The organism is Streptomyces sp. NPDC093221 (assembly GCF_044753885.1).
Taxonomy (GTDB): domain Bacteria; phylum Actinomycetota; class Actinomycetes; order Streptomycetales; family Streptomycetaceae; genus Actinacidiphila.
In genome coordinates this window covers 691,113-713,826 of record NZ_JBIVOA010000004.1, presented here as the reverse complement: position 1 = coordinate 713,826, position 22,714 = coordinate 691,113, and the positions used below count along the sequence as shown (strand labels likewise).

Sequence of the window (22,714 nt, the reverse complement as noted above, 5' to 3'; positions counted from 1 at the left end):
CGCGCCGAGCGGCCCGGGCCCGCGCGCGCCGAGCGGCCCGGGCCCGCGCGCGCCGGGCGGCCCGGACCCGTACGGCCCGCTCCCGGACATGCGGAAGGGCCGCCGCCCTGAACAGGGCGGCGGCCCTTCGCACTCGGTGGTGCCCGTAGGCGCGCCTGTGGGGCGACGCGCCTACGGGGTCTCAGGCGCCATGACGGCCTTCGTCATGGGGTTACGGGTACGACGTCACCGTGGACGGTACGGTCGAGGTGCCCGACGTGCCCGGCCCGGTGTTGTTGATGACGTGGGCGTATTGGCCCATGCCGCCGAGCGAGACGACCAACAGGTCGTGGAACTTCACGCCCGCCGTGGTCGGTGCCTCGAAGCCGTGGTCCTGGATGATCGACGGATCGGCCGTGTAGTTGCAGTAGCTGCCGAGGCCCCAGCCCTCGTGGGTGGTGACGTTGTCGTCCACCTTGTAGGCCGCGAACCCGCGGATACTGCCGTTCTGGACCGCCGCCTGGTTCGGGGCGTCGTAGGCCTTCTCGTTCTGGAAGAAGATCGTCCTGCCGTTCTGACCGGACCACTCCACGTCGTACTTCTTGAAGTGCTCCACGAACAGGCCGGTCGCCAGCACGTTGTTGCCGTTGACCTTCAGACCGATGTCGGCCGGGTTGACGTTCCAGCCGGTCGGCGCGCTGCCGTGGTCGGCACGCCAGATCCAGGTGTGGTCGATGATGACGTCATTGCTGTTGATCTCGAACGCGGTCTGGGCCTGAGCGGCGCGCGCGCCGCCGACCCGGGCGAACACGTCCTGGACCGTGGTCGGGTTGGCCGAGTGGTTCGCGGACGAACCGGGCGCGCCGACCTGGAGGAGCTGCGGCGAGTTGCCCGCACCGGCGTCGATCAGGAAGCTCGCCAGCCGGACGCCGTCCACGTCGGCGACCTTCACCGCGTCCACGCCGTTGTCCGGGACGACCGTGGCGTAGCCGAGGCCGAGGACGACGGTGTTGGCGCGCGTGACGTTGATCGGCTGGTCCACGTGGTAGATGCCCGGAGTGAGCAGCAGGTTCAGCCCCTGCGCGAGCGCCGCGTTGATGGTCGCCGCGGAGTCGCCGGGGTGCGCCACGTAGAACTGCGTCAGCGGGATCGACGTACCCGGCGTGTTGGGCCAGGAGGTGCCGCTCGCGTTCTGCCGCAGGCTCGGCACGAACACCGAGTAGTTGTTGCCGTCCAGGTACATGTACGGCTTCTCACGCGACTCCGGCGTCGTGGCCAGCGTCGTGTAGACCGGGTTCGGGAAGCCCTGCGCCGGAGCGCCCTTCACACCCGAGAACACCATGTTCCACACGCCGTTGGTCCAGCCGCCGATGGAGCTGTCGCGGGTGTACCACTGCTGCTGCGAGTACGGGCCCACGGTGCCGTCGATCTTGCTGTCGGCGATGTAGCCGCCACTCGCCCAGCCGTAACCGGCCGGTGCCAGGTTCAGACCGCCCTGGACGTGGATCCGGCGGAACGGCGCGGCCTGCGCGACGGCCCAGCGGTCGTCGCCGCTGACCGGCTTGATGGCCAGGTTCTCCACCGAGCGCCAGAAGTTCTGGGTCGCGTTGCCGTTGAACCAGCCCGCGTCGACGGTGATGTCACCGTTGATCTGGACGTCGTCCGGGTTCTTGCCCAGGCCGGAGACCGAGGTGTAGAAGCCGACCTGGTCGTTGATGCCGTTGTACGTACCCGGCTTGAAGAAGACCTGGTAGCGGGCGTCACCGAACTGGTTGGACTCCTGCTGGGCGAAGATCTGGTCGAGCTGGCCCTGGAGGTTGGGCGTGGACGGGTCGAAGACCTTGACGTTGGGGCCGAGGTCGCCGCCGCCCTGGATCGGGCCGGTGCCGCCACCGCCGCTGCCCGCGGTGCCGAACACCTGGAACTCCCACAGGGAGTAGCCGTATCCGGTGGCGCGGACCGTGCCGTACACCCGGACGTAGCGCCCGGTGCCGGTCACGGTGAGCGTCTGGTTGCCGCCCGTGCCGGTGGTGGTGGAGTAGATGTCGGTCCAGTTCGTGCCGTCGGCCGAGGTCTGGATCTTGAAGGACTTGGCGTACGCCGCCTCCCAGTTGAGCGCGACCGAGCTGATGGTCGCGGACGCGCCCAGGTCGACCTGGAGCCACTGCGGGTCGCTGGCCGCGCTGGACCAGCGGGTGCCGGCGTTGCCGTCGACCGCGGCCGAGGCGGGCGTGCCCGCGTTCTCGGTCGAGGACGCGGTGGCGGTCTTGCCCTGCGAGAGCAGCGTCCCGGTGGCCGGCGGGTTGGCCCCGCCGCCCGTGCTGCCGTAGACCTGGAACTCCCAGAGCGAGTAACCGTAACCGGTCGCGCGCGCCGTACCGTACATACGGACATAACGCCCGGAAGCGTTTACGGCGACTGTCTGGACACCACCGGTCGCGGTGGTGGTGGAGTAGGCGTCGGTCCAGTTCGTGCCGTCGGCCGAGGTCTGGATCTTGAACGCCTTGGCGTACGCCGCCTCCCAGTTGAGGGTGACGGAGCTGATGGTCGCCGTGGCGCCGAGGTCGACCTGGAGCCACTGCGGGTCGGAGGCGGCGCTGGACCAGCGGGTGCCGGTGTTGCCGTCGACCGCGGCCGAGGCGGGCGTGCCCGCGTTCTCGGTCGACGACGCCGTCGCGGTCTTGCCCTGGGAGAGCAGTGTGTCCGCCGCGCGGGCGGAGTGCGAGGGTACGAAGAGGAGCAACGAGGCGATCAGGGCCGTGATGATCGCCGCGGCGGTGTTACGCCGATTCGCCGGTGCTGATGGTCTCAGCGCCGTCGAGCCGGAGGGGGGAGCGAGCATGAGCAACTCTCCTGGTTCCACACGTGGGGGGGCAGGGGTCGGTGATCGTCCGGCCGGACTGCGGTGGCCGGACGACAGGATGCTGCTGAAACGGTGAAGTCCGGGCGGGCGCCCACCTGTTGAGGTGAGAGCGCTCTCCCGGGTGCACACCGCGATGGTTCTCCCTGTGTTTCATCCATGTCAAGAGTTGTGCACAGAGTGCGTCCTCCCGAATGGGGAAGCTCCAGAAATCCGGGCAAAGCCGTCGTAGCTGGTGACACAAGTTGAACGCACTGCGGTGACCAGCGGGTATGTCAGGACGTCTCCGCGCGGCGGGCCGCTTGACGCGCCGTCGCACCTCGCCCGCACCCCGGTCCGACCCGGAAACGCTTCCGTATACCTTCAGAGCATGAAGCCGCAGTGGACTGCGGTGGTATGTGCGGCGGATGGCGAAAAGGGCCGTTCCCGGCGCGCGCGAGGCGTACCGGGAACGGCCCTGGGGCAGAGCGTCGGATCAGACCGCGGTGGTCGAACGGCGACGGCCGCGGCGGGCGTAGTAGAGCGCCCCGCCGCCGACGAGCAGTACGCCCGCGGTGATGCCCAGCGGCAGGACCGGGGAGGTGCCGCCGGTCTCCGCGAGGGTCTGCGTGGAGGCGTCGTTGTGACCGCCGGACGAGCCGCCCGAGTGCGAACCGCCGTTGGAGCCGCCGGAGTTCGCCCCGCCGGAGTTCGCGCCGCCCGAGGGGGAGCCGCCGGAGGTGCCATGGCCGCCCCCGCCGTGGGTGTCGATGTCCTTGACCGACTTCACGGAGCCGTCGGCGTTCAGCAGCACCTGCTTGTTGTTCGGGTGCTTGAAGTCGAACGCGCCGGTCAGCGAGTTGGCGCGGCTGTCGAAGGACGCGTCACCGACCCGGCCGGTCTTCCAGTTGTCCTCGATGAACTTGGTGATCGACGCCTGCTCGGTGCGGGTGTGGTCGACCGAATTCACCTTGCTGTACGGGGAGATGACCAGCAGCGGCTGCCGGGTGCCGGGGCCGCAGCGGTCCGCGTAGCCACCGGCCGACGCGGGACCGGCCTGGCACGCCGGGCTGTCGACGGCCTTGCCGTTGGAGCCGACCGTGCTGTCCTTCGAGCCGTTCTGCGGCTTGGCGTACGCGTGGTCGTACCAGCCGTCGGAGTCGTCGTACGCGACGACGACCGCGGTGTCCTTCCAGGAGGACGACGCCTGGACCGCGTTGATCTCCTTGACGAGGAAGTTCTGCTCGTCGGTCGGGTCGGAGTAGGCGGCGTGGCCGTCCTGGTACTCGGCGGCCTTGAGGAAGCTGACGGCGGGCAGGCTGCCCGCCTTGAGCGCGGAGTCGAAGTCGGTCAGGTCGTAGTTGTGGTTCGCCTGGCCGTTGTGCCCGATCTCGGCGGTGTTCTTCGGCGCGAGGTGGTGCGGGTTCGACGTCGACGCGTAGTACTGGAACGGCGAGTGGTGGGGGCTGTAGTCGACCGAGGACGCGCCGGCGATGTTGGCGTGCGTGGAGTTGGCGCAGCTCGCGTAGTCGCCGCTCTTGCCGTCCCACGCGGTGGAGGGACGGAAGCCGCCCTGGAACCAGCCCCAGGTGACCTTCTTGGAGTTCAGCAGGTCGCCGACGTTCTTGCCGCGCATGACCGCCAGCGCGTTGGTGCCGGTGTGGCTGTTGTCCGAGCAGTCGTCGAACGCCGGGTCGGGGTCGTTGATGACCGTGCCGACGCCCTTGGCGTCGGGGGAGACCACCGTGTACGCGTCCGGCGTCGCCGTCTGCTTCGGGTGCTCGGTGCCCGAGGCCGGGTCGACCGAGATGACACCGTGCGTCTGACCGGAGATCAGATTGAGCGCGCCCGGCGTGGACGGACCGTACGTGGAGCTGTACGAGTTGTCGCCCAGCGAGTAGTGCTGCGCGTAGTTCCACAGGCCCGTGACGGTGTTGCCGTCGTAGTAGTCCATCACCAGACCGGGCTCGCCGAACAGGCCGCCAGAACACTTGCTGGTCTCGGTGTTCTGGACGTACGCGTCGGCCTTGCCGCCGTTGGCCGCGTACTGCTCGGGGCCGTAGTTGTGGTTCTGGTCGCAGGTCACGGCCTGGTCGGGGGAGAGCCGCTTGGGCGCGTACTGGTTCGGGTTGGTCTTGAGCAGACCGGCGTGCGCGAGGGTGTCGATGTTCTTCGGCGTGTTCCCGGCCGCCGTGAACTTCGTGCCGTCGGTGTTCGCCGCGGCCGGGTAGCTGCCGAAGTAGTGGTCGAAGGAGACGTTCTCCTGGAAGATCACCACCAGGTGCTTGATCGGCGTCTCGGTGCCGCCACCGCCGTTGTGCGACGGGGAGTCGGCCAGGGCCGGCGCCGCCGTCCCGCCCATCAGCACGAGCGCCGCAGCTCCGGCGAACGCCCCCCACCGGGCGGCCCGTACGCGCGGGCCCGCCCCTCTGCTCGTGCCAGAACCGCTTGTGGTGCTCATACTTTCTCAGCCTCCGCTAAGTGCCGCGTCGCGCGTGCCGCTGTCATTCGTGCACGGTGTCGAACGCGATCGTCATGGCGGTCCGCGACATGACAAAGGCACAGCGGTGGAGGCCGGGTGAACAGCGGGTCAGTAAAATCTTAGGAAGCCTTGACCCCGCTTTTACACTCTGAGCTGCGGTTTCAGGCGAGCAGCCTGCTGCCGAGCCAGTCGGACCGGTCGCGCACTCCCGGCAGGACGAAGAAATAGCCGCCGCCGAACGGGGTGATGTAGTCCACCAGCGGCTCACCCGCGAGGCGCTTTTGCACCGCCGCGAACTGCCGCTCGATGTCCTGCTGATAACAGACGAAGATCAGCCCCATGTCGAGGTTGCCATTGCTGTCCATACCCCGGTCGTAGTTGTAACCACGGCGCAGAATACGGGAGTTGTCGGTGCGCGCGGTGCGCGGATTGGCGACCCGGATATGGCTGTCCAACGGGATCACATCGCCGGTCGGATCCTGCGCGAATCGCGGTGTGTCGAATTCCCTGGTCCCGTCAAGCGGCGCGCCGGTGTCCCGGCTGCGGCCGAACATCCGCTCCTGTTCGGTGATCGAGACCCGGTCCCAGAACTCCACCAGCATCCGGATCGTCCGCACCACCTGGTACGTGCCTCCGGTCGTCCAGGCGGGCTCGCCGCCGCCCCCGGCGCCCCGCACCCAGAGCAGCTCGTTCGCGGTGGCCGGATCGCTGATGTCCGGATTGGAGGTGCCGTCCTTGAAACCCATGTGGTTGCGCGGTGTGCCGCTGGGCCGCGGCGGGCTGGTGAAACCGTCCAGCCGCCAGCGCACCTGCATCCCGCCGCGGGTGTGCCGGGCGATGTCGCGCAGCGCGTGCAGCGCCGTGTCCGGGTGCGGCGCGGAGAGCTGGAGGCTCAGGTCCCCGTGGCACCAGTCGGGTTGGAGGTCGTCGTCCTCGAACGCGGGCATCGTGCTCAGCCGCAGCGGCTTGCGGTCCTTGAGCCCGAACCGCTCGTCGAAGAGCGACGCGCCCACCCCGACGGTGACGGTCAGACCGTCGCCCGGCACCTTCGGGCCCAGCGTGCCGCTGTCCGACGGCGAGTCCGTGATGCCGAGCGCCGCGGGTGTGCCGCCGCCGGTCAGGAACCTCGCCCGGTCGGTGACGATGTGCAGCAGCTCGGTCAGTTCACGCCGGTCGGCGGCGGTGACGTCGAAGGACAGGAAGAGCGAGGACTGCTGCACCGGCCGCGTGACGCCCGCCTGGTGCGGGCCGTGGAAGTCGGCGTTCGCGCGTGCCGCCGGCGCCGGGGCCGGGGCCGGTCCGGCGGCGGAAGCGGTCGCGCCCGTCAGCGCGGCGGCGCCACCGGCCACCGCGCCGACGGCGCCCACACCGAGCGCCGCGCCGCGCAGAAAGCCGCGCCGCCGCAGGTCGCCCGCGCCCGCCACGGGCCCGTGCGTGTCCGTCATGCCGTCCTCCGTACATCGAAGATCGTCGCCACCGGGGCGAGTTGTTCGAGCAGATCGCCGAAGTCGGCGTTGATCCGCTGGCGCTGATCGTGTGTCAGCTTGTCGAGCGGCGTCCACGTCCCACCGTGGTGCGCGGCGTCCAGGTCGCGCTCCGCGCGCTTGAGCGACGCGTCGAGCTCGGCGGTCCGCGGGTCGCGCGGGGCGAGCAGGGCGTGCAGCCGGTCGAGCAGTTCCTTCGTGCCGTCGAGATTCGCGCGGGCCGTGGCCAGATTCGTACCGCTGCCGTAGTCCGTACGGCCGGTCAGCTCGAACTGCTCGGCGTTCTCCACGATCTCGTGCGCGCGCAGTCCCAGGTCGGCCGGGTCCATCCGCTCCTGCGACCAGCCGTCGCGCAGCGTCGCCACGTTCTTGACCAGCGCGGCGGCCGGGCCGCGCAGCGAGTCGGCGGAGGCGCCGTGCCACAGCCCGTACTCGATCCGGTGGAAGCCGGTGAAGTCCGCGGAGGCGACCGAGCCAGGCGTGAGCGAGGCCGTGCCGTTGATCGCGCCGTCCGCGTCGCCGAAGGTGCCGTACGCGGCGCCCATCCGCTCGTAGACCAGGTGCGCGCTCAGCCAGTCGCGGCGGGCCGCGGTCAGATCGCCGCCGCCGATGTCCGACCTGAGGGCGCCGACGCCGCGGGCGAGGTCGTCGATCCGGGCGCCGACCCACCGCTGATACGCCAGCGTCGGCGGGATCAGATCGTGCTGGGTGACCGGCACCGCGGCCGGACCCCGGGGAGCCCTGCCCGGTACGACGACGGTCGGCCCGGTGACCGCGTCGGTGTCCTCCTGGAGGCACTTGAACGCGTACGAGCCGCTGCCCAGGTCCACCGCCATCGGCCGGGTGATGCCCGGCGCCAGGCCCTCCACCTCGCCGTAGACCTTCCCGCTGCGCGGGTCGGTCAGATAGACCTCGGTGGCGCTCGCGCCGGTGTTGCGCAGGTCGAAGACCTGCGTGCCCGGCTTCGGCGTGATCCAGCCCCGGCCGCAGCCGCCCGTGGACGCGTCCACCGCCGTGTGCCGCAGACCGTCCGACGCGGTGGCGGGAGCGGCGTGCTTGTCGGTGTGACCGCCACCGCCGCCGACGGTGAGCACCGCCGCGGTGACCGCTCCGGCGACGGCGAGCCCGGCCGCGGCCACCTGCCACATCGGCACGCGGCGGAGTCGGTTCGGTGGCGGCGGAGCTATGCCGTCTGGTTCGGCGGACACACCGGACCTCCAGATGTCGGTGCAGTGGAACGGGGCGCCGTTCATGCTAAGCACCTCACGACCGCGCACCCACCTGCGCCAAGGTCAGGAATCCACAATTCCCCGGCAGTTCACCCTTGGGTCACATAAGGGCACCCTTACCGGGGTTTTCGGCCGGGTCCCGGCCGGTGAAGTGCCGGTTCGCGCCCGGAGCACCGTAGCGCTTTAGCAGCACCGTCACGCGTGGCGCCTCAGCAGCTCAGCAGGCCCGCGTTGACCTTGGCGGTCAGGATGCGGTGCAGACTGTCGTCGACCGCGGCGCGCAGCGTCGCGTCCTTCGGGAGCCGGTCGATGACGGCGGCGGTCATCGGCGCGATGTCGCTCGGCCGGACCGTCAGCAGCATGTTGCCGCCCGCGGCGAAGAAGTCCAGCGCGCGCTGCGCGGGGGTACGGTCGCTGACGGCGACGGCCGCGCCGATGTCGTCGGAGATGACCGCGCCCTTGAAGCCGAGCTGGGTGCGCAGCAGGTCGTGCAGGACGATGCGCGAGAAGACCGCCTGGTTCTCGGGGTCGATCTTCGTATAGGTCGCCGACGAGACCATGATGAACGGCGTGCCCGCCTGGATGGCGCTGCGGAACGGCTGGAGGTAGGAGTCGTTACGGGTGGTCACCGTGTCCGTGACGCCCGCCGTCAGGTCGGTGTTGCCGCGGACCCGGCCGAGGCCGGGAAAGTGCTTGGCCGTGGGAACGACCCCGGACTGCCGCATGCCGAGCAGAAACGCGTCGCTGTGCGTGGCGACGGTCGCGGGATCGTTTCCGTACTCCCGGTGCAGCTCGCCGATCGGCGCGTTGACGCCCACCAGATCCGCCGGGACCGTGTCCGCGACCGGGGCCAGGTTCATGTTCACCCCGGCCGCCTTGAGCTGGCCCGCCCACGTCGCCGCCTCCTGCCGGAGCCGCGACGCGGACCACTGACCCTGCGTGACCGCGTTCGGCATGCTGGAGAAGCCGGGGCCGTTGAGCACCTGGACCTCGCCGCCCTCCTGGTCGGTGGAGACCAGCAGCCGCAGATTCGAGCCCTTGACGGAGGTGGCGAGCGTCCGCACCCGGTCGGTGACCCCCTTGACCGCCTGCGTGCCCGCCGAGGTGTGGCCCATCAGGATGACCGCGCCCACCTTGCCCTGCGTGATCGCCGACGCCTCGGAGCCGGTCATCCCGGTGGACGTCACGGCCGACATGAAGAGCTGCCCGACGCGCTGGGCGGTCGACATCGCGCCCGCCGTCCGGTCCACGCAGCTCGCCTGCGCCTTGGTCGTGCTCGCCGCGGGCGGCGGTACGGGAGTGGCGCGCGTCGTGCTGGGCGACGGTGACGCCGACGGACGGGCCGACGTGGCCGTGGTCGTCGGGGCCGCGCTGGGCGACGCCGACGTCGTACCGGGCGCCACGGACGTGGCCGACGTGTCACCGCTCCCGCCCCCGTTGGAACAGGCCGCGACAGTGACCATCAGCCCCACCGCGAGCCCCACCCCACGCCGTCGCGAGCGGGACGTTCGGCTGGCGGCACCAGGAGCAGTCGGCAGACGCACGGGAAGACCTCACACCTTTTCGATCACACGGAAACGGAACGTATGCACTCATCCCCTTCCCCCTGAGGCGCCAGTTGTCTCATGTGACGTGGAGAAACCCCCGCGATGGGTGTGACACGCCCGGCAAGGCCCTTACCAGGGGAAGGCGTCGGAGCGGCCGTCAGCCGTCGGCCGGGTCCGGGGCGGTGGGAGGCGTCGAGCCGGACGTTCCGGTGCCGGATTCGACCTCGGCCAGGCGGCGGAGGAGGAAACGGCGTTCCGGCGGGGTGGGGGAGAGGGCGATGGCCTCGCGGTAGGCGTCGGCGGCGGCGTCGGAGCGGCCGAGGCGGCGCAGCAGGTCGGCGCGGGTGGCGGGGAGCAGGTGGTAGCCGTCGAGTCGGCCGCTCGCGGTGAGGGCGTCTACCAGGGCGAGGCCCGCGGCGGGCCCGCGGGCCATGGCGACGGCGACCGCGCGGTTGAGCTCGACCACGGGGCCCGGCGTCATGCGCGCCAGTTCGCCGTAGAGGAGCGCGATCTGCGGCCAGTCGGTGGCGGCGGCCTCGGCGGCGCTCGCGTGACAGGCGGCGATGGCGGCCTGGACCTGGTACGGCCCCGGGCGGCGGGCGAGCAGGGCGTCCTCCACGACGGCGAGCCCCTCGGCGATCTCGTCCCGGTCCCAGGCCGTACGGTCCTGCTCGTCGAGCGGCACCAGGTCACCGGCCGCGTCGGTACGGGCGGCGGCGCGCGCGTCGTGCAGCAGCATCAGCGCGAGCAGGCCGCGCGCCTCCGGTTCGTACGGCAGCAGCGCGGCCAGCAGCCGGGCCAGCCGGATCGCCTCGGCCGTGACGCGCCGCTGGTCGGCGCTGTCCGCCGTGTCGGCCCCGGGCGCGTAACCGGCGTTGAACAGCAGGTACAACACGGCGAGTACGGCGGAGGTCCGCTCCGGGAGCAGGTCGCGCGGCGGCACGCGGAAGGGGATGCCCGCGTGCCGGATCTTGCTCTTGGCGCGGGTGAGCCGCTGTCCCATCGTGCCCTCGGGCACCAGGAAGGCCCGCGCGATCTCCGCCGTGCTCAGCCCGGTCAGGGTGCGCAGGGTCAGCGCGACGCGGGACGGCAGCGGCAGCGCGGGGTGGCAGCAGGTGAAGATCAGCCGCAGCCGGTCGTCCGGTACGGGATCGTCGTCGTTCCCGGGCGGCGGGAGGGCGTCGTCCACCGGGGTCAGCACGGCCGCCTCCCGCAGCTTGCGTTTCTCGTTCGCCGCCCTGCGCAGCCGGTCCAGGGCGCGGTTGCGGGCGGTGGTGGTCAGCCAGGCGCCGGGCCTGCGCGGCACGCCGTCGACCGGCCAGCGCTCCAGCGCCCGCGCGAAGGCGTCCTGCGCGCACTCCTCCGCGAGGTCCCAGTCGCCGGTCATGCCGATCACCGCGGCCACGACCCGGCCCCACTCCTCGGACCAGGCCGCGGCGACGGCTTCCCTGACGGGGTCGGGGCGGCGCGGCCCCGACGGGGGACGCGCCTGTCCGCACCCGGAGTCCCCGTGTGCCCCGGTCACCGCCCAGGACTCCGCGTCCCGACCCGTCATCGCCTCACTCCGCCCCGCCACCTCGTCAGCCCGCGGCTCGCGTCACTCCGTCCAGAACGGCCGCACCTCGACCATCCCGTACCGCGCCACCGGATGCTTCGCGGCGATCGCGATCGCCTCGTCCAGATCGGCGCAGTCGATGATGTCGAAGCCGCAGATCTGCTCCTTCGTCTCGGCGAAGGGCCCGTCCGTGATCAGCGGCGCGCCGTCCTTGAACCGTACGGTGGTCGCGTCCTGCGCCGGACGGATGCGGCTGCCCAGCAGCCGGGTGCCGTTGCGGGTCGTCTCGGCGACCCACGGCATCGCGTCCATCTCCTCCTCGGGCGCGTCGGCCAGCGATCCGTCGTCGCAGATGAGCAGCAGATACTTCATGGTCCTTCTCCTTCTCCGGTCACTCCGGAGGTCGCGATGCCTCCGGCGGCCACGGGCCTCTTCTTCCTCCCGTGCGTCCACCCCTACGACGATCGGGAACCGCCGGAAACTACACCGGGCGGAAAGAACTTCGGCACGAGCCGCGTCCGCGTCACGCCGCCGCCGTCCAGCCGAGCGCCGAGCGCCGGTGCGGGAACAGCGCCACCGCCACCGCGACCAGCGCCGCACCGGCGATGAGCAGCGGCAGCGCCCGGTGCCCGTGCCCGATCAGCGCGGCACCGGCCAGGGCCCCGAGGAACATCGCCGCCGCCGAGAGCAGCCTGCGCCCCGCCTTGCTCGTCTCGCCGCCCGCCAGGCGGCTGTCCGAGGCCACGCCGGTGATGGTCAGGGTCAGCACCGTGGTCGTCAGGTCGGGCACGGCCAGCCGCCGTACCACCGCGTTCTGCCCGCCCATCGCGAAGCCCAGCAGCACGACCAGGCACCAGCGGCTCCACCCGGCGGCCGGCAGGTCGACCAGCTCGCCGACCACGTAACAGACCAGGACGAGCAGAGCCTGTCCGGCCGTCACCGCGAGCAGCAGCCGCGCCCGGTGCCGCACGACACGGTTGGCCAGCCGACCCGCGGCCAGCGCGCCCACGGCGAAGGAGAGCAGCGACAGGACGGAGGCGGTCAGCGAGAAGCCGCTGGAACCGGCGAGCGAGAAGGCCATGAAGACGACGTTGCCCGTCATGTTCGCGACGAAGACCCGGCCCAGTGCCAGATAGCTGAAGGCGTCGACCAGCCCGGTCACGACGGTGAGCCCGAGCAGCAGCGGCGGCAGCGGCCCGTGCCGCCCGCCGAAGTCGGGTACGAGCGTGTCGCGGGCCTCGCGGAGCGTGGAGTTCACGGCGGCCGTCCTCCGATCATGCGTTCCCTGGGCGACCCATGGTCCCGCCCCGCAGCCCGTCAGACCCCCCGCCGCGCGGGACCTTCCGCCGTAAGCGGGCCGTTGCCCGTACGAACGCCGTGGCGCGCCGGTCCGAAAGTCGGCCCGCGCCGGTCTGAAGATCGGTCCGCGCCCGTACCGACACACGGACCGCCCACAGCCGTGCCGGCGCCCGCTCCCGCGCCCGAACGGGCACGTCAGCCGTGCCGCGCGTGGCATACGGGGGACGCGCGGGCTGTCGGCGCCGTACGGGCCCGCGCCGGTGTGAGACTGGCCCGCGACGTGGCGATCCTGGAGCGCGCGAGCAGCGGCGCGGCATGACGGCACGTCAAGGGGGCAGCCGCGCAAGGGTCGGGCCGTCGGCCCGGCTCGGACCGGCTCACGTCGAGCCGTCGGTACGGCTCATGAAGGAGGGACCCATGGCGTCAGCGCCGGAAGCCGCGTCCGGCGGCACGATCACCACCGACGTCCCCGCGCGCCTCGACCGGCTGCCGTGGTCGCGCTGGCACTGGATGATCGTGATCGGCCTGGGCACCGTGTGGATTCTCGACGGCCTCGAGGTGACCACCGTCGGCAACATCGCCGGGCGGATCTCCGAACAGGGCAGCGGGCTGTCGATCACGTCCGCCCAGATCACGGGCATCGCCGCCGCGCTCTACGTGGCGGGCTCCTGCGCGGGCGCGCTGTTCTTCGGCTGGCTGACCGACCGCTTCGGCCGCAAGAAGCTCTTCATGGTCACCCTCGCGGTCTACCTCACCGCGACCGCGATGACCGCGCTGTCCTTCCAGCCCTGGTGGTTCTTCACCTTCCGCTTCCTGACCGGCTTCGGCATCGGCGGCGAGTACGCGGCGATCAACTCGGCCATCGACGAACTGATCCCGTCCCGATTCCGCGGCCGGGTCGACCTGATCATCAACGGCAGTTACTGGCTCGGCGCCATCGGCGGCTCGCTGCTGTCGATCGTCGCGCTGAACACCGACATCTTCCCCAAGGACGTCGGCTGGCGGCTCACCTTCGCCCTCGGCGTCGTCCTCGGTCTGGTGATCCTGGTGGTACGGCGGCACGTGCCGGAGAGCCCGCGCTGGCAGTTCATCCACGGCTACGGCGACGAGGCGGACCAACTGGTCGGCACGGTCGAGCGGGAGATCGAGGAGGAGAAGGGCGAGCGGCTGCCGCGCGCCAAGAACTCGATCACCATCCACCAGCGCAAGAGCATCGGATTCGGGCTGATCGCCAAGACCGTCTTCCACAAGTACCCCAAGCGCGCGGTGCTCGGCCTGTCGCTCTTCATCGGCCAGGCATTCCTCTACAACGCCATCACCTTCGGGTTCGGCTCCATCCTCACCACCTTCTTCGGCGTCTCGACCGGCAAGACCGGCTACTACTTCGCGGTCATCGCGGCGGGCAACTTCCTCGGCCCGCTGCTGCTCGGCAAGCTCTTCGACACCGTCGGCCGCCGGATCATGATCTCCTCGACGTATCTGATCTCCGGCATCCTGCTGTTCGGCACGGCGTGGCTCTTCCACCGCGGCTCGCTGGACGCCACGACGATGACCGCGTGCTGGTGCGTCGTGCTGTTCTTCGCCTCCGCCGGTGCCAGCAGCGCGTATCTGACCGTCTCGGAGATCTTCCCGATGGAGACCCGCGCCATGGCCATCGCCTTCTTCTACGCGATCGGTACGGCCGCCGGCGGCATCAGCGGTCCGCTGGTCTTCGCCGACCTCACCAAGTCCGGTGTCGTGGACGACACTGTGCTGGCCTTCGTGATCGGCGCGTCCCTGATGTGCGCGGCGGGCCTGGTCGCGGCGGTGCTCGCGGTCAAGGCCGAGGGCCGCTCGCTCGAGGACATCGCCACCCCGCTGTCGTCCGCCGAACCGGCGTCCGCCTCCGCCTAGCGGCGGGCCCCGCGGGGCGAATCGAGTGGACGCGGCCGGATTCCGGTCGCGTCCACTGTCTTGTCCGGGGCCCGGAGCCGGTGCTACGTTCACCGCCAATCGAACGAATCGAATCAGTTCGACAGTCGAGGGACTCGGAGTCGGTCATGACGGTGACGATCGCGGATGTGGCGCGGCACGCGGGCGTTTCGCGCAGCACGGTGTCGTACGTCCTGAGCGGCAACCGGACCATCTCGCCCGAGACCATCAGGCGCGTCGAACTGAGCATCGAGACGCTGGGGTTCAGGCCGCACGCCGGGGCGCGGTCCATCCGCACCCGCCGCACCGGTGTGATCGCGATGGCCCTGCCGATGGTCTACGGCCCGCACAACCAGGTGCAGATGCCGTACGTCTGGGCCGCCCTCACCGCGGCCCAGGACAGCGGGCTCAAGGTGCTGATGCTGACCGACGACGACGGTGAGGCGGCCATCAGGGACGCGGTCGCCAGCGCGCTCGTCGACGGCGTGATGCTGATGGAGGTGCAGCGGCAGGACCCCAGGATCCCGCTGCTCACCGAGTTGAAGTGCCCAGCGGTGCTGGTCGGCACGCCGGACGACCCGCACGGACTGCCGCGCGTCGACTTCGACTTCGCGCTGGCCGCGCGGGCCTGCGCGGAGCATCTGCACGAGTCGGGCCACACCCGGGTCGGCTACCTCGGGCAGGCGCCCGAGGCGTTCGGCCGTGACGTGGCCTACGCGGTGCACGCCCGCGAGTCGGTGCTGGCCGCGCTGGAGAGCGGGGGCAGGACCGCGGTCTGGGCCGCGTGCGAGCCCGCTCCCGGCGGGGTGGTCCGCGCGCTGGACGACCTGCTGACCCGCGAGCCCGAACTGACCGCGCTGATCGTCTACAACGAGCGCGTGCTGCCGCTGGTGATGGACCGGCTCGCCGGTATGGGGTGCGCGGTCCCGCGCGACATCTCCGTCATCGCGATCTGTCCCGACGACGAGGCCGAGCGGTGCACCCCGCCGCTGACCTCGGTGTCGCTGCCCGCCGAGGAACTGGCCAGGGCGGCCGTACGCAGCCTGGCCCGGCGGATCAAGGGCGAGGAGCTGCCCGCGAGCACGCTGCTCGCCCCGACGCTGAAGGTGCGCGGCAGTACGGGTCCAGCCCGCTGAGGCGCGTCCACCGGCGCTTACCGCCTCCGCTCTGACCGGGGCGTCACCCCTCTGACCCGGTGTCACCGCACCGACCCGGTGTCACACCGCACCACCCTCTGCGTTTCCTTGCCCACACTCCCTCACGCACGGCGCGGACCGGTGGGCGGTCCCGTGCCCGCGGCGCCACTGTCGAATCAATTCGAAAGGCACGTCGATGAGCCGCTCCCTCCCCTTCCCCCGCCTCTCCCGCACCGCCGCCCGACCCGGCACGCTGGCGGCGCTGGCCGCCGCCGGGGTACTCGTGCTGGCCGCCTGCGGCACCGGCTCCGGCAGTTCGGGCTCCGGCTCCGACACGCTGACGGAGATCGACTACTACGACGCGGCGCCGCAGAACACCCAACTGCCGCGGATACTCGACGAGTGCGCCGCCAAGTCCGGCGTGCACATCAAGCACCAGCAGGTGCCGCGCGCCCAGTTCATGCCGAAACTGCTCCAGCAGGCATCGGCCCGCACCCTCCCCGACCTGGCGCTGATCGACAACCCCGACCTCCAGCAACTGGCCGCCACCGGGGGCCTGGTGTCGCTGTCGAAGGCCGGACTGACCACCGAGGGCCTGTACCCGTCGATCGTCGCCGCGGGGCAGTACGACGGCCAGACGTACGGGATCGCGCCGGGCGTCAACGGCCTGGCGCTCTACTACAACAAGGACCTGTTCACCCGGGCGGGGCTCACGCCGCCGAAGACCTGGGACGAACTGACCGCCGCGGCGAAGAAGTTGACCAAGGGCTCCCGCTACGGCGTCGCGTTCAGCGCGGTCGGCACCGAGGAGGGCAGCTTCCAGTTCGAGCCCTTCTTCTGGACCGCGGGCGCCAGCCTGAAGGCACTGGACTCGCCGCAGGCCGTCAAGGCGCTCACGCTGTGGAAGGACCTGGTCGGTACGGGCTCGGCCTCCAAATCGGTGGTCACCTGGACGCAGGCGGACGTCAACGACCAGTTCCTCGCCGGGAACGCGGCGATGATGGTGAACGGCCCCTGGCAGCTCCCCACGCTCAACGCGGCCAAGGACCTGCGCTTCGGCGTGGTGCCCATACCGGTGCCCGATCCCTCCGCGAAGCCGGTCGTACCGCTGGGCGGCGAGGTCTGGACGGTCGGGCACAGCAACGCGGCGCGCGAGGCCAAGGCCGTATCCGTGGTGAAGTGCCTGCTCGGCCAGGAGGAGAGCCTGAAGTGGTCCAAGGACGCGGGCTACATCCCCAGCAACCAGCAGGCCGCCGCGCGACTGGCGACCAGTCAGCCGCAGTTGGCGGCCTTCGTGGCGGAGGTCGGCACCGCGCGGGCCAGGACCACGGAACTGGGCACCGACTACCCCAAGGTCAGCCAGGCGCTCGCCGACGCGATCCAGGCCGCGCTCGCGGGCGGCACCAGCCCGCAGTCCGCGCTCGCCCAGGCGCAGCGCTCCGCGCGGAACTAGGCGGGGCCGACCGATGTCCACCACTGTCCGCAGCGCCCCGGTGGCACGGGCGAAGCCCGTCGCCGCCCGGCAGGACGGCCACGGCCGCCGCCCCCGGCGCCGCACCGGCCGCTGGGCGGCCTTCGCCTTCATCGCCCCCGCCTGGCTCTACGTCCTCGGCTTCTATCTGTACCCGCTGGCCGGCAACGTCCGGATGGGCTTCCAGAACTACACCGTCTCCTCCTTCTACACCGGCGTCGCGCCGTACGTCGGCTGGGACAACTACACGGCTGTCCTCCACGACAGCCACTTCTCCCGCACCGTCGTCAACACCGTGCTGTTCACGGCCGGTTCGCTGGCCTTCCAGTTCGCCATCGGCCTGGCCCTCGCGGTCTTCTTCAACCGGTCCTTCCCGCTGGGCGGCCCGCTGCGCTCACTGCTGCTGATCCCCTGGCTGCTCCCGCTGGTGGTCTCGGGCACCGCCTGGCGCTGGATCCTCGACACCGACTCGGGCGTGCTCAACCACGCGCTGCTGAGCCTGGGTCTGACGGGCCATCCGATCCCGTGGCTCGCCAGCACCCACGACTCGCTGATCGCCGTGACGCTGGTCAACATCTGGGTCGGCATCCCCTTCAACATGGTGATCCTCTACGGCGGACTCCAGAGCATTCCGGGGGAGCTGTACGAGGCCGCGTCGCTGGACGGCGCGAACGCCTGGCGCCGCTTCCGGCACATCACGCTCCCGCTGCTGCGGCCGGTCACCGCCGTGGTGCTGACGCTGGGGCTGATCTACACCATCAAGGTCTTCGACGTGATCATGATCCTCACCCAGGGCGGCCCCGCCGGGTCCTCGCAGACGCTGACCACCTACGCGTACAACCTCTCCTTCCAGCAACTGCTGTTCGGGCGGGGCGCGGCGGTGGGCAACCTGCTCATCGTGGTCGCGGTGGTCTTCGCCGCGGTCTATCTGCGCAGCACCCGTGAGCAGCGGCAGGCGGGACGGTGAGCGCCCCCGCCACCGGCGCGCGCCGGTTCACCCGCCCGCTGAACACCGTGATCGCGCTGCTGATCCTCGCGGTGATGCTCTTCCCGCTGTACTGGATGCTCAACGCGTCGCTGCTGCCCTCGACCGATCTGGTGAAGAGCTCCCCGACCTGGTTCCCGCTGCACGGCACGCTCCAGGGCTACCGCAGGGCGCTGTCCAGCCAGGGCGGCCACCTCCTGGTCAGCCTCGGGGTGTCGGCCGGGACCGTCCTGGTGGTGCTGCTGATCGCGGTGCCCGCCGCGTACGGTATGGCCCAGCTGCGGGCGCCCGGCGGCCGGATGCTCACCTTCGCCTTCCTGGTGGCGCAGATGATCCCCGGCGTGGTGATGGCCAACTCGCTCTACACGATGGCCAACAAGCTCCAGTTGCTGAATTCGCCGCTGGCGCTGATCCTTGCCGACTCCACGCTGTGCGTGCCCTTCGCGGCACTCATCCTGACCACCGCCATGCGCGGTGTGCCCGCGGAGCTGAGCGAGGCGGCGGAACTCGACGGCGCGTCACGGCTGCGCACCCTGCTGTCGGTGATCCTGCCGGTCAGCAGGAACGCCGTGGTCACCGCGAGCCTGTTCTCCTTCCTCTTCGCGTGGGCCGACTTCCTGTTCGCCGTCACCCTCACCACCCAGGACGACCGGGCGCCCGTCACCGTCGGCATCTACCGCTTCATCGGCGCCCATCTCAGCGACTGGAACAGCGTGATGGCCACCGGGATCATCGCCTCGCTCCCGGCCGCGGTGCTGCTCGTCATCGCCCAGCGCTACGTGGCGGCGGGCGTGACCAGCGGCGCCGTCAAGGACTGACCCCCAACAGCCCCGCCCGGCCCAACAGCCCCGCCCGGCCCCGCGACCACGACCGGACCCTGCGACCCCGCCCGGCCCCGCGACCCCGACCACCGAGGAGAGACCTTGCCGTCCGCGTTCACCCGCTCCCCGAACCGCCTGCGGTGGCGTCACGGCCACCACGTGCTGGAGATCCAGCCGTGGGGACCCGACAGCGTCCGCGTGCGGGCCGGTGTCCACCGCGTCACCGACGGCCTGCCCGGCGCGCTGGAGACCGCGCCCGCACCCTCCGCGTGCGAGATCGACGTCCACGACACGCACGCCACCTTGACCAACGGCCTGCTGCGGATCACCGTCGCCGCCTCCGACGGACTGCTCACGGCCGTACGCGCCGACACCGGCGCGGAGTTGCTGCGCGAGGAGCCGCCGCACTTCTGGTGGCCGGGAGCACGGCACTTCGAGTCGGCGGGCGGCGGCAAGTACCGGATCGAGCAGCGCTTCGCCGCGTACGACGACGAACGGATCCACGGCCTCGGCCAGCACGGCCACGGCCGCTTCGACCAGAAGGGCACGGTCCTCGAACTCCAGCAGCGCAACGGCGAGGTGACCGTCCCCTTCGCCGTGTCCAGCCGAGGCTACGGCTTCCTGTGGAACAGCCCGGCGGTCGGCCGGGTGGAATTCGCCGCCAACGGCACCCGCTGGGTCGCCGACCGCGCCCAGCAGCTCGACTACTGGCTCACCGCGGGCCGCACCCCCGCCGACGTCCTCGGCCACTACGCCGCCGCCACCGGACACGCCCCCGCCTTCCCGCGCTGGGCCTCCGGACTGTGGCAGAGCAAGCTCCGCTACCGCGATCAGGACGAACTCCTCGCCGTCGCCCGCGAATACGCCCGCCGGGGCCTGCCGCTGTCGGTGATCGTCGTCGACTACCTGCACTGGCGCAATCTCGGCGACTGGGACTTCGACCGCCGCGACTGGCCGGACCCGCGCGCCATGGTCGAGGAACTGCGCGCGCTCGGCGTCGAGTTGGCCGTCTCCGTCTGGCCGTCGGTCAGCCCGCTGTCCACCGGCTACGCGGCGCTGCGGGACGCGGGCCAGCTCGTCGCCACGTACAACGGCGTGACCTCGCACGGCGACTGGCCGGACACCGAGGACGCGGCCGAGGGCATCGGCGTCGCCTTCTACGACGCCACCGACCCCGCCGCCCGCGCTGCCCTGTGGGACCGGCTCCAGGAGCACTACTACAAGCTCGGCGTCCGCGCCTTCTGGCTGGACGCCTGCGAACCGGAGATGCGCCCCGGGCACCCGCACAATCTCAGCTACGCGGCGGGCCCCGGCAGCGAGGTCGCCAACCTCTACCCGCGCGAACACGCCCGCGGTGTGTACGAACACCTCGCCGAGCAGGGCGAGACGGAGATCCTGTCGCTGGTCAGATCCGCGTGGGCGGGCTCGCAGCGGTACGGCGTCGCGCTCTGGTCCGGCGACATCCCCGCGACCTTCGACGCGCTCGCCGACTCCATCAGGGCCGGGCTCAACGTCGCCATGAGCGGCATCCCGTGGTGGACCACCGACATCGGCGGCTTCCACGGCGGCGACCCGGACGACGAGGACTACCGCGAGCTGATGGTCCGCTGGTTCCAATTCGCCGTGTTCTGCCCGCTGTTGCGGCTGCACGGTCACCGCGAGCCGCGCGTCTTCCACGGCCCGATCGGCACCGGCGGCGGGCCCAACGAGATCTGGTCCTACGGCGCGGTCGCCGAGCGCGCGATGACCGGCGCGCTGGCCCTGCGCGAGCGGCTGCGCCCCTACCTGCACGCCCAGTTGGACGCGGGGCGCGAGGACGGGCTGCCGCTGCTCCGCCCGCTGCTGCTCGCATTCCCCGACGACGCCACCGCCTGGTCGGTGGACGACCAATTCCTGTGCGGACACGACCTGTTGGTGGCCCCGGTCACACGCCCCGGCGCCCGTGAGCGCCGCGTCTACCTCCCCGCGGGCGCCGACTGGACGCACCTCGAAGGCGCCGGGGCCCCGGACCACCCCACAACGCCGACACCGACGCGGTACGCGGGCGGCCGGTGGGTCACCGTCCCCGCCCCGCTCGACGCCGTACCGCTGTTCGTGCGCGACCGCGCCGAACCGCTCGGCCCACCTGCTGACGTACCCCCCACCCCACCTGTCAAGGAGGACAGATGAACCCGTCCACGGCACGACCCCGGTGGCGCGCCACCGCACTGGCGGCGGCGGCGCTGGCCGCCGCCGTCCTGGCCTGCGCCACCCTCGGCCCGTCCCCGGCCGCCGCGGCCGACACCACCGTCTCCGTCGACCTCGGCAACCAGGGCGCGGTGCCCAACCAGGCCGGCTCCGGCTTCCTCTACGGCCTCAGCCAGGACGGCTCGGGGCCCGTCGACAGCCTGCTCCAACCCCTCAAGCCCACCCTCTTCCGCGGCGGCGGCGCCCGGATCGCGGGCGGCGGCTGGCTGGGCGACGGCTACACCGCGGGCTCCGGCTACCGGATACGCGTCGACTCCGCGCTGTCCCAGGCCCGCCGCGTCACCGCCGCGCCCTACCGCGCCACCTACCACCTGCTGGTCTCCGACGTCTGGGGCGCCGACACCACCCAGCCGTCGAACACCGTCTACCCCTGCGACAACGGCGACTGCTCCAACTGGGCGGCCTTCATCGACCGGCTCGTCGCCGACGTCCAGGCGTCCGGGGTGCCCGTCAGCTACGACATCTGGAACGAGCCGGACGGCACCGGCTTCTGGCAGCGCGGTGTCAACAGCGCGCAGTATTACCAGATGTGGGACACGGCGGTGCGCGAGATCCGCCGCCTGGTGCCCTCCGCGCAGATCGTCGGCCCCTCCTACAGCGGCTACAACCACGGCTGGCTCGACGACTTCCTCGGCCGTACCAAGACTGACAACACCCTGCCGACCGTCGTCAACTGGCATTTCGGCAACGACCCCGCGGCCGACGCCGCCGACGCCCGCGCCCTGCTGTCCGCGCACGCCATCGCCCCGCTCCCGCTGACCATCAACGAGTACCTGTTCTCGCAGCAGCAGAACGCCGCCTACACCGCCTGGTTCCTCGACCGGCTCTCCGCCTCGGGCGTCGCGTCCGCCGCGCACGCGATCTGGACCGACTGCTGCGGGGCCGGGACGCTCGACTCCCTGCTCGTCGGCGGCCAGCCGACCGGCCAGTGGTGGGTCTACCAGGCGTACGCGCGGATCGGCGGCCACCTGCTGGGCACCACGGGCAGCGGCGGTATCGCCGTCGCCGCGGGCGCGGACACCACCGCCCACCAGGTCCTCGCGCTGATCGGCAACAACTCGGGCCAGGGCGGCACCACCACGGTCACCTTCCAGAATCTGTCCGCCGCCTCCTGGCTGCGCGGCGGCAACGGCAAGGTGCACGCCAAGATCCAGCGCATCCCCGACCAGTCCCCGCTCGGCGCGCCCGCCACCGTCCTGGACTCCGACCTCACCCCCGACGGCAACACCCTGCGCGTCCCCGTCACCCTCACCAGCGGCACCGACGCCTACACGGTCACCCTGACCGCGGGCAACGGCTCCACCGGACCCGTCGACCCGGTGACGACCGTCGTGGACGGCACCGCCACCAACTCCGGCGACGCCAACTACTTCCAGTACGGCGCCAACTGGGGCGTCGCCAACGGCATCACCGACATGTACCAGCAGACCGCCAACTGGACGTTCACCGCGGGCGCCTCGGCGACCTTCCACTTCCACGGGAGCACCGTCGCCCTGCACGCCGTCCGCGACACCGACCAGGGCATCATGTCGCTCTCGGTCGACGGCGGTTCACCCGTCACCGTCGACAACTACGCGGCCGCCCGCAACGCCTCGGGCACCGTGTGGACCAGCCCCGCGCTCCCGTCCGGCAGCCACACCCTGACCATCACCAACACCGGCGCGCGCAACGCGCACAGCACCGGGAACAACATCGCCGTCGACCGCGCGGACGTCTCGTAGTCCCGACC

15 protein-coding genes are annotated in these 22,714 nt (G+C 71.4%); 7 read left to right on the top strand and 8 right to left on the bottom strand.

All coding sequences use genetic code 11. The features are described from left to right. Positions 1 to 211: 211 nt before the first annotated feature. From ACIQCJ_RS20070 to ACIQCJ_RS20035, 8 genes are all read right to left on the bottom strand, one after another. Positions 212 to 2,821: a discoidin domain-containing protein gene (locus tag ACIQCJ_RS20070; protein ID WP_402712082.1), complete on the bottom strand. Its 2,610-nt coding sequence runs from the start codon at positions 2,819 to 2,821 to the stop codon at positions 212 to 214. A 493-nt stretch (positions 2,822 to 3,314) separates the two neighbouring features. After that, complete coding sequence (locus tag ACIQCJ_RS20065) at positions 3,315 to 5,279, bottom strand: alkaline phosphatase family protein (protein ID WP_402712081.1); 1,965 nt, start codon at positions 5,277 to 5,279, stop codon at positions 3,315 to 3,317. Positions 5,280 to 5,461: 182 nt separating this feature from the next. After that, complete coding sequence (efeB, locus tag ACIQCJ_RS20060; protein WP_402712080.1) at positions 5,462 to 6,745, bottom strand: iron uptake transporter deferrochelatase/peroxidase subunit; 1,284 nt, start codon at positions 6,743 to 6,745, stop codon at positions 5,462 to 5,464. Further along, positions 6,742 to 7,932 carry an EfeM/EfeO family lipoprotein gene (locus tag ACIQCJ_RS20055; RefSeq protein WP_402712143.1) on the bottom strand — a complete coding sequence of 397 codons (1,191 nt, stop codon included), beginning with the start codon at positions 7,930 to 7,932 and terminating at the stop codon, positions 6,742 to 6,744. Before ACIQCJ_RS20055 ends, efeB begins: the two co-directional genes overlap by 4 nt. 290 nt (positions 7,933 to 8,222) lie before the next feature. Next, complete coding sequence (locus ACIQCJ_RS20050; RefSeq protein WP_402712079.1) at positions 8,223 to 9,476, bottom strand: glycoside hydrolase family 3 N-terminal domain-containing protein; 1,254 nt, start codon at positions 9,474 to 9,476, stop codon at positions 8,223 to 8,225. 241 nt (positions 9,477 to 9,717) lie between these two features. Beyond that, positions 9,718 to 11,115, bottom strand: coding sequence for an RNA polymerase sigma factor (locus tag ACIQCJ_RS20045; RefSeq protein WP_402712078.1), 1,398 nt, complete (start codon positions 11,113 to 11,115; stop codon positions 9,718 to 9,720). A 42-nt stretch (positions 11,116 to 11,157) separates the two neighbouring features. Next, positions 11,158 to 11,487, bottom strand: coding sequence for a YciI family protein (locus tag ACIQCJ_RS20040; RefSeq protein WP_391117591.1), 330 nt, complete (start codon positions 11,485 to 11,487; stop codon positions 11,158 to 11,160). 151 nt (positions 11,488 to 11,638) lie between these two features. Next, complete coding sequence (locus ACIQCJ_RS20035; RefSeq protein WP_355345862.1) at positions 11,639 to 12,373, bottom strand: YoaK family protein; 735 nt, start codon at positions 12,371 to 12,373, stop codon at positions 11,639 to 11,641. A 458-nt stretch (positions 12,374 to 12,831) separates the two neighbouring features. Here ACIQCJ_RS20035 and ACIQCJ_RS20030 point away from each other — a divergent pair, with 458 nt between their 5' ends. From ACIQCJ_RS20030 to ACIQCJ_RS20000, 7 genes are all read left to right on the top strand, one after another. Beyond that, entirely contained in the window at positions 12,832 to 14,307 is a 1,476-nt protein-coding gene (locus ACIQCJ_RS20030) for an MFS transporter (protein WP_355345865.1), read from the top strand. Positions 14,308 to 14,453: 146 nt separating this feature from the next. Further along, positions 14,454 to 15,461 carry a substrate-binding domain-containing protein gene (locus ACIQCJ_RS20025; protein WP_391052369.1) on the top strand — a complete coding sequence of 336 codons (1,008 nt, stop codon included), beginning with the start codon at positions 14,454 to 14,456 and terminating at the stop codon, positions 15,459 to 15,461. Between the two features lie 196 nt (positions 15,462 to 15,657). Then, positions 15,658 to 16,914, top strand: a complete 1,257-nt coding sequence (locus ACIQCJ_RS20020; RefSeq protein ID WP_402712077.1) for an ABC transporter substrate-binding protein — start codon at positions 15,658 to 15,660, stop codon at positions 16,912 to 16,914. A 13-nt stretch (positions 16,915 to 16,927) separates the two neighbouring features. Then, positions 16,928 to 17,899 carry an ABC transporter permease subunit gene (locus ACIQCJ_RS20015; protein ID WP_391162172.1) on the top strand — a complete coding sequence of 324 codons (972 nt, stop codon included), beginning with the start codon at positions 16,928 to 16,930 and terminating at the stop codon, positions 17,897 to 17,899. A 74-nt stretch (positions 17,900 to 17,973) separates the two neighbouring features. After that, positions 17,974 to 18,735: a carbohydrate ABC transporter permease gene (locus ACIQCJ_RS20010; protein ID WP_402712142.1), complete on the top strand. Its 762-nt coding sequence runs from the start codon at positions 17,974 to 17,976 to the stop codon at positions 18,733 to 18,735. A 105-nt stretch (positions 18,736 to 18,840) separates the two neighbouring features. Further along, positions 18,841 to 20,907 (top strand): TIM-barrel domain-containing protein, encoded by a 2,067-nt coding sequence (locus tag ACIQCJ_RS20005; RefSeq protein WP_402712076.1) that lies wholly within the window; start codon positions 18,841 to 18,843, stop codon positions 20,905 to 20,907. Further along, positions 20,904 to 22,706: a beta-xylosidase gene (locus ACIQCJ_RS20000; RefSeq protein ID WP_402712075.1), complete on the top strand. Its 1,803-nt coding sequence runs from the start codon at positions 20,904 to 20,906 to the stop codon at positions 22,704 to 22,706. Before ACIQCJ_RS20005 ends, ACIQCJ_RS20000 begins: the two co-directional genes overlap by 4 nt. Positions 22,707 to 22,714: the final 8 nt, after the last annotated feature.

What these genes read in the sequence shown, in the direction of transcription:
- ACIQCJ_RS20070 (WP_402712082.1), bottom strand. Translation starts at nt 2,821, where the DNA reads ATGCTCGCTCCCCCCTCCGGCTCGACGGCGCTGAGACCATCAGCACCG.
- ACIQCJ_RS20065 (WP_402712081.1), bottom strand. Translation starts at nt 5,279, where the DNA reads ATGAGCACCACAAGCGGTTCTGGCACGAGCAGAGGGGCGGGCCCGCGC.
- efeB (WP_402712080.1), bottom strand. Translation starts at nt 6,745, where the DNA reads ATGACGGACACGCACGGGCCCGTGGCGGGCGCGGGCGACCTGCGGCGG.
- ACIQCJ_RS20055 (WP_402712143.1), bottom strand. Translation starts at nt 7,932, where the DNA reads ATGTGGCAGGTGGCCGCGGCCGGGCTCGCCGTCGCCGGAGCGGTCACC.
- ACIQCJ_RS20050 (WP_402712079.1), bottom strand. Translation starts at nt 9,476, where the DNA reads ATGGTCACTGTCGCGGCCTGTTCCAACGGGGGCGGGAGCGGTGACACG.
- ACIQCJ_RS20045 (WP_402712078.1), bottom strand. Translation starts at nt 11,115, where the DNA reads ATGACGGGTCGGGACGCGGAGTCCTGGGCGGTGACCGGGGCACACGGG.
- ACIQCJ_RS20040 (WP_391117591.1), bottom strand. Translation starts at nt 11,487, where the DNA reads ATGAAGTATCTGCTGCTCATCTGCGACGACGGATCGCTGGCCGACGCG.
- ACIQCJ_RS20030 (WP_355345865.1), top strand. Translation starts at nt 12,832, where the DNA reads ATGGCGTCAGCGCCGGAAGCCGCGTCCGGCGGCACGATCACCACCGAC.
- ACIQCJ_RS20025 (WP_391052369.1), top strand. Translation starts at nt 14,454, where the DNA reads ATGACGGTGACGATCGCGGATGTGGCGCGGCACGCGGGCGTTTCGCGC.
- ACIQCJ_RS20020 (WP_402712077.1), top strand. Translation starts at nt 15,658, where the DNA reads ATGAGCCGCTCCCTCCCCTTCCCCCGCCTCTCCCGCACCGCCGCCCGA.
- ACIQCJ_RS20015 (WP_391162172.1), top strand. Translation starts at nt 16,928, where the DNA reads ATGTCCACCACTGTCCGCAGCGCCCCGGTGGCACGGGCGAAGCCCGTC.
- ACIQCJ_RS20010 (WP_402712142.1), top strand. Translation starts at nt 17,974, where the DNA reads ATGCTCTTCCCGCTGTACTGGATGCTCAACGCGTCGCTGCTGCCCTCG.
- ACIQCJ_RS20000 (WP_402712075.1), top strand. Translation starts at nt 20,904, where the DNA reads ATGAACCCGTCCACGGCACGACCCCGGTGGCGCGCCACCGCACTGGCG.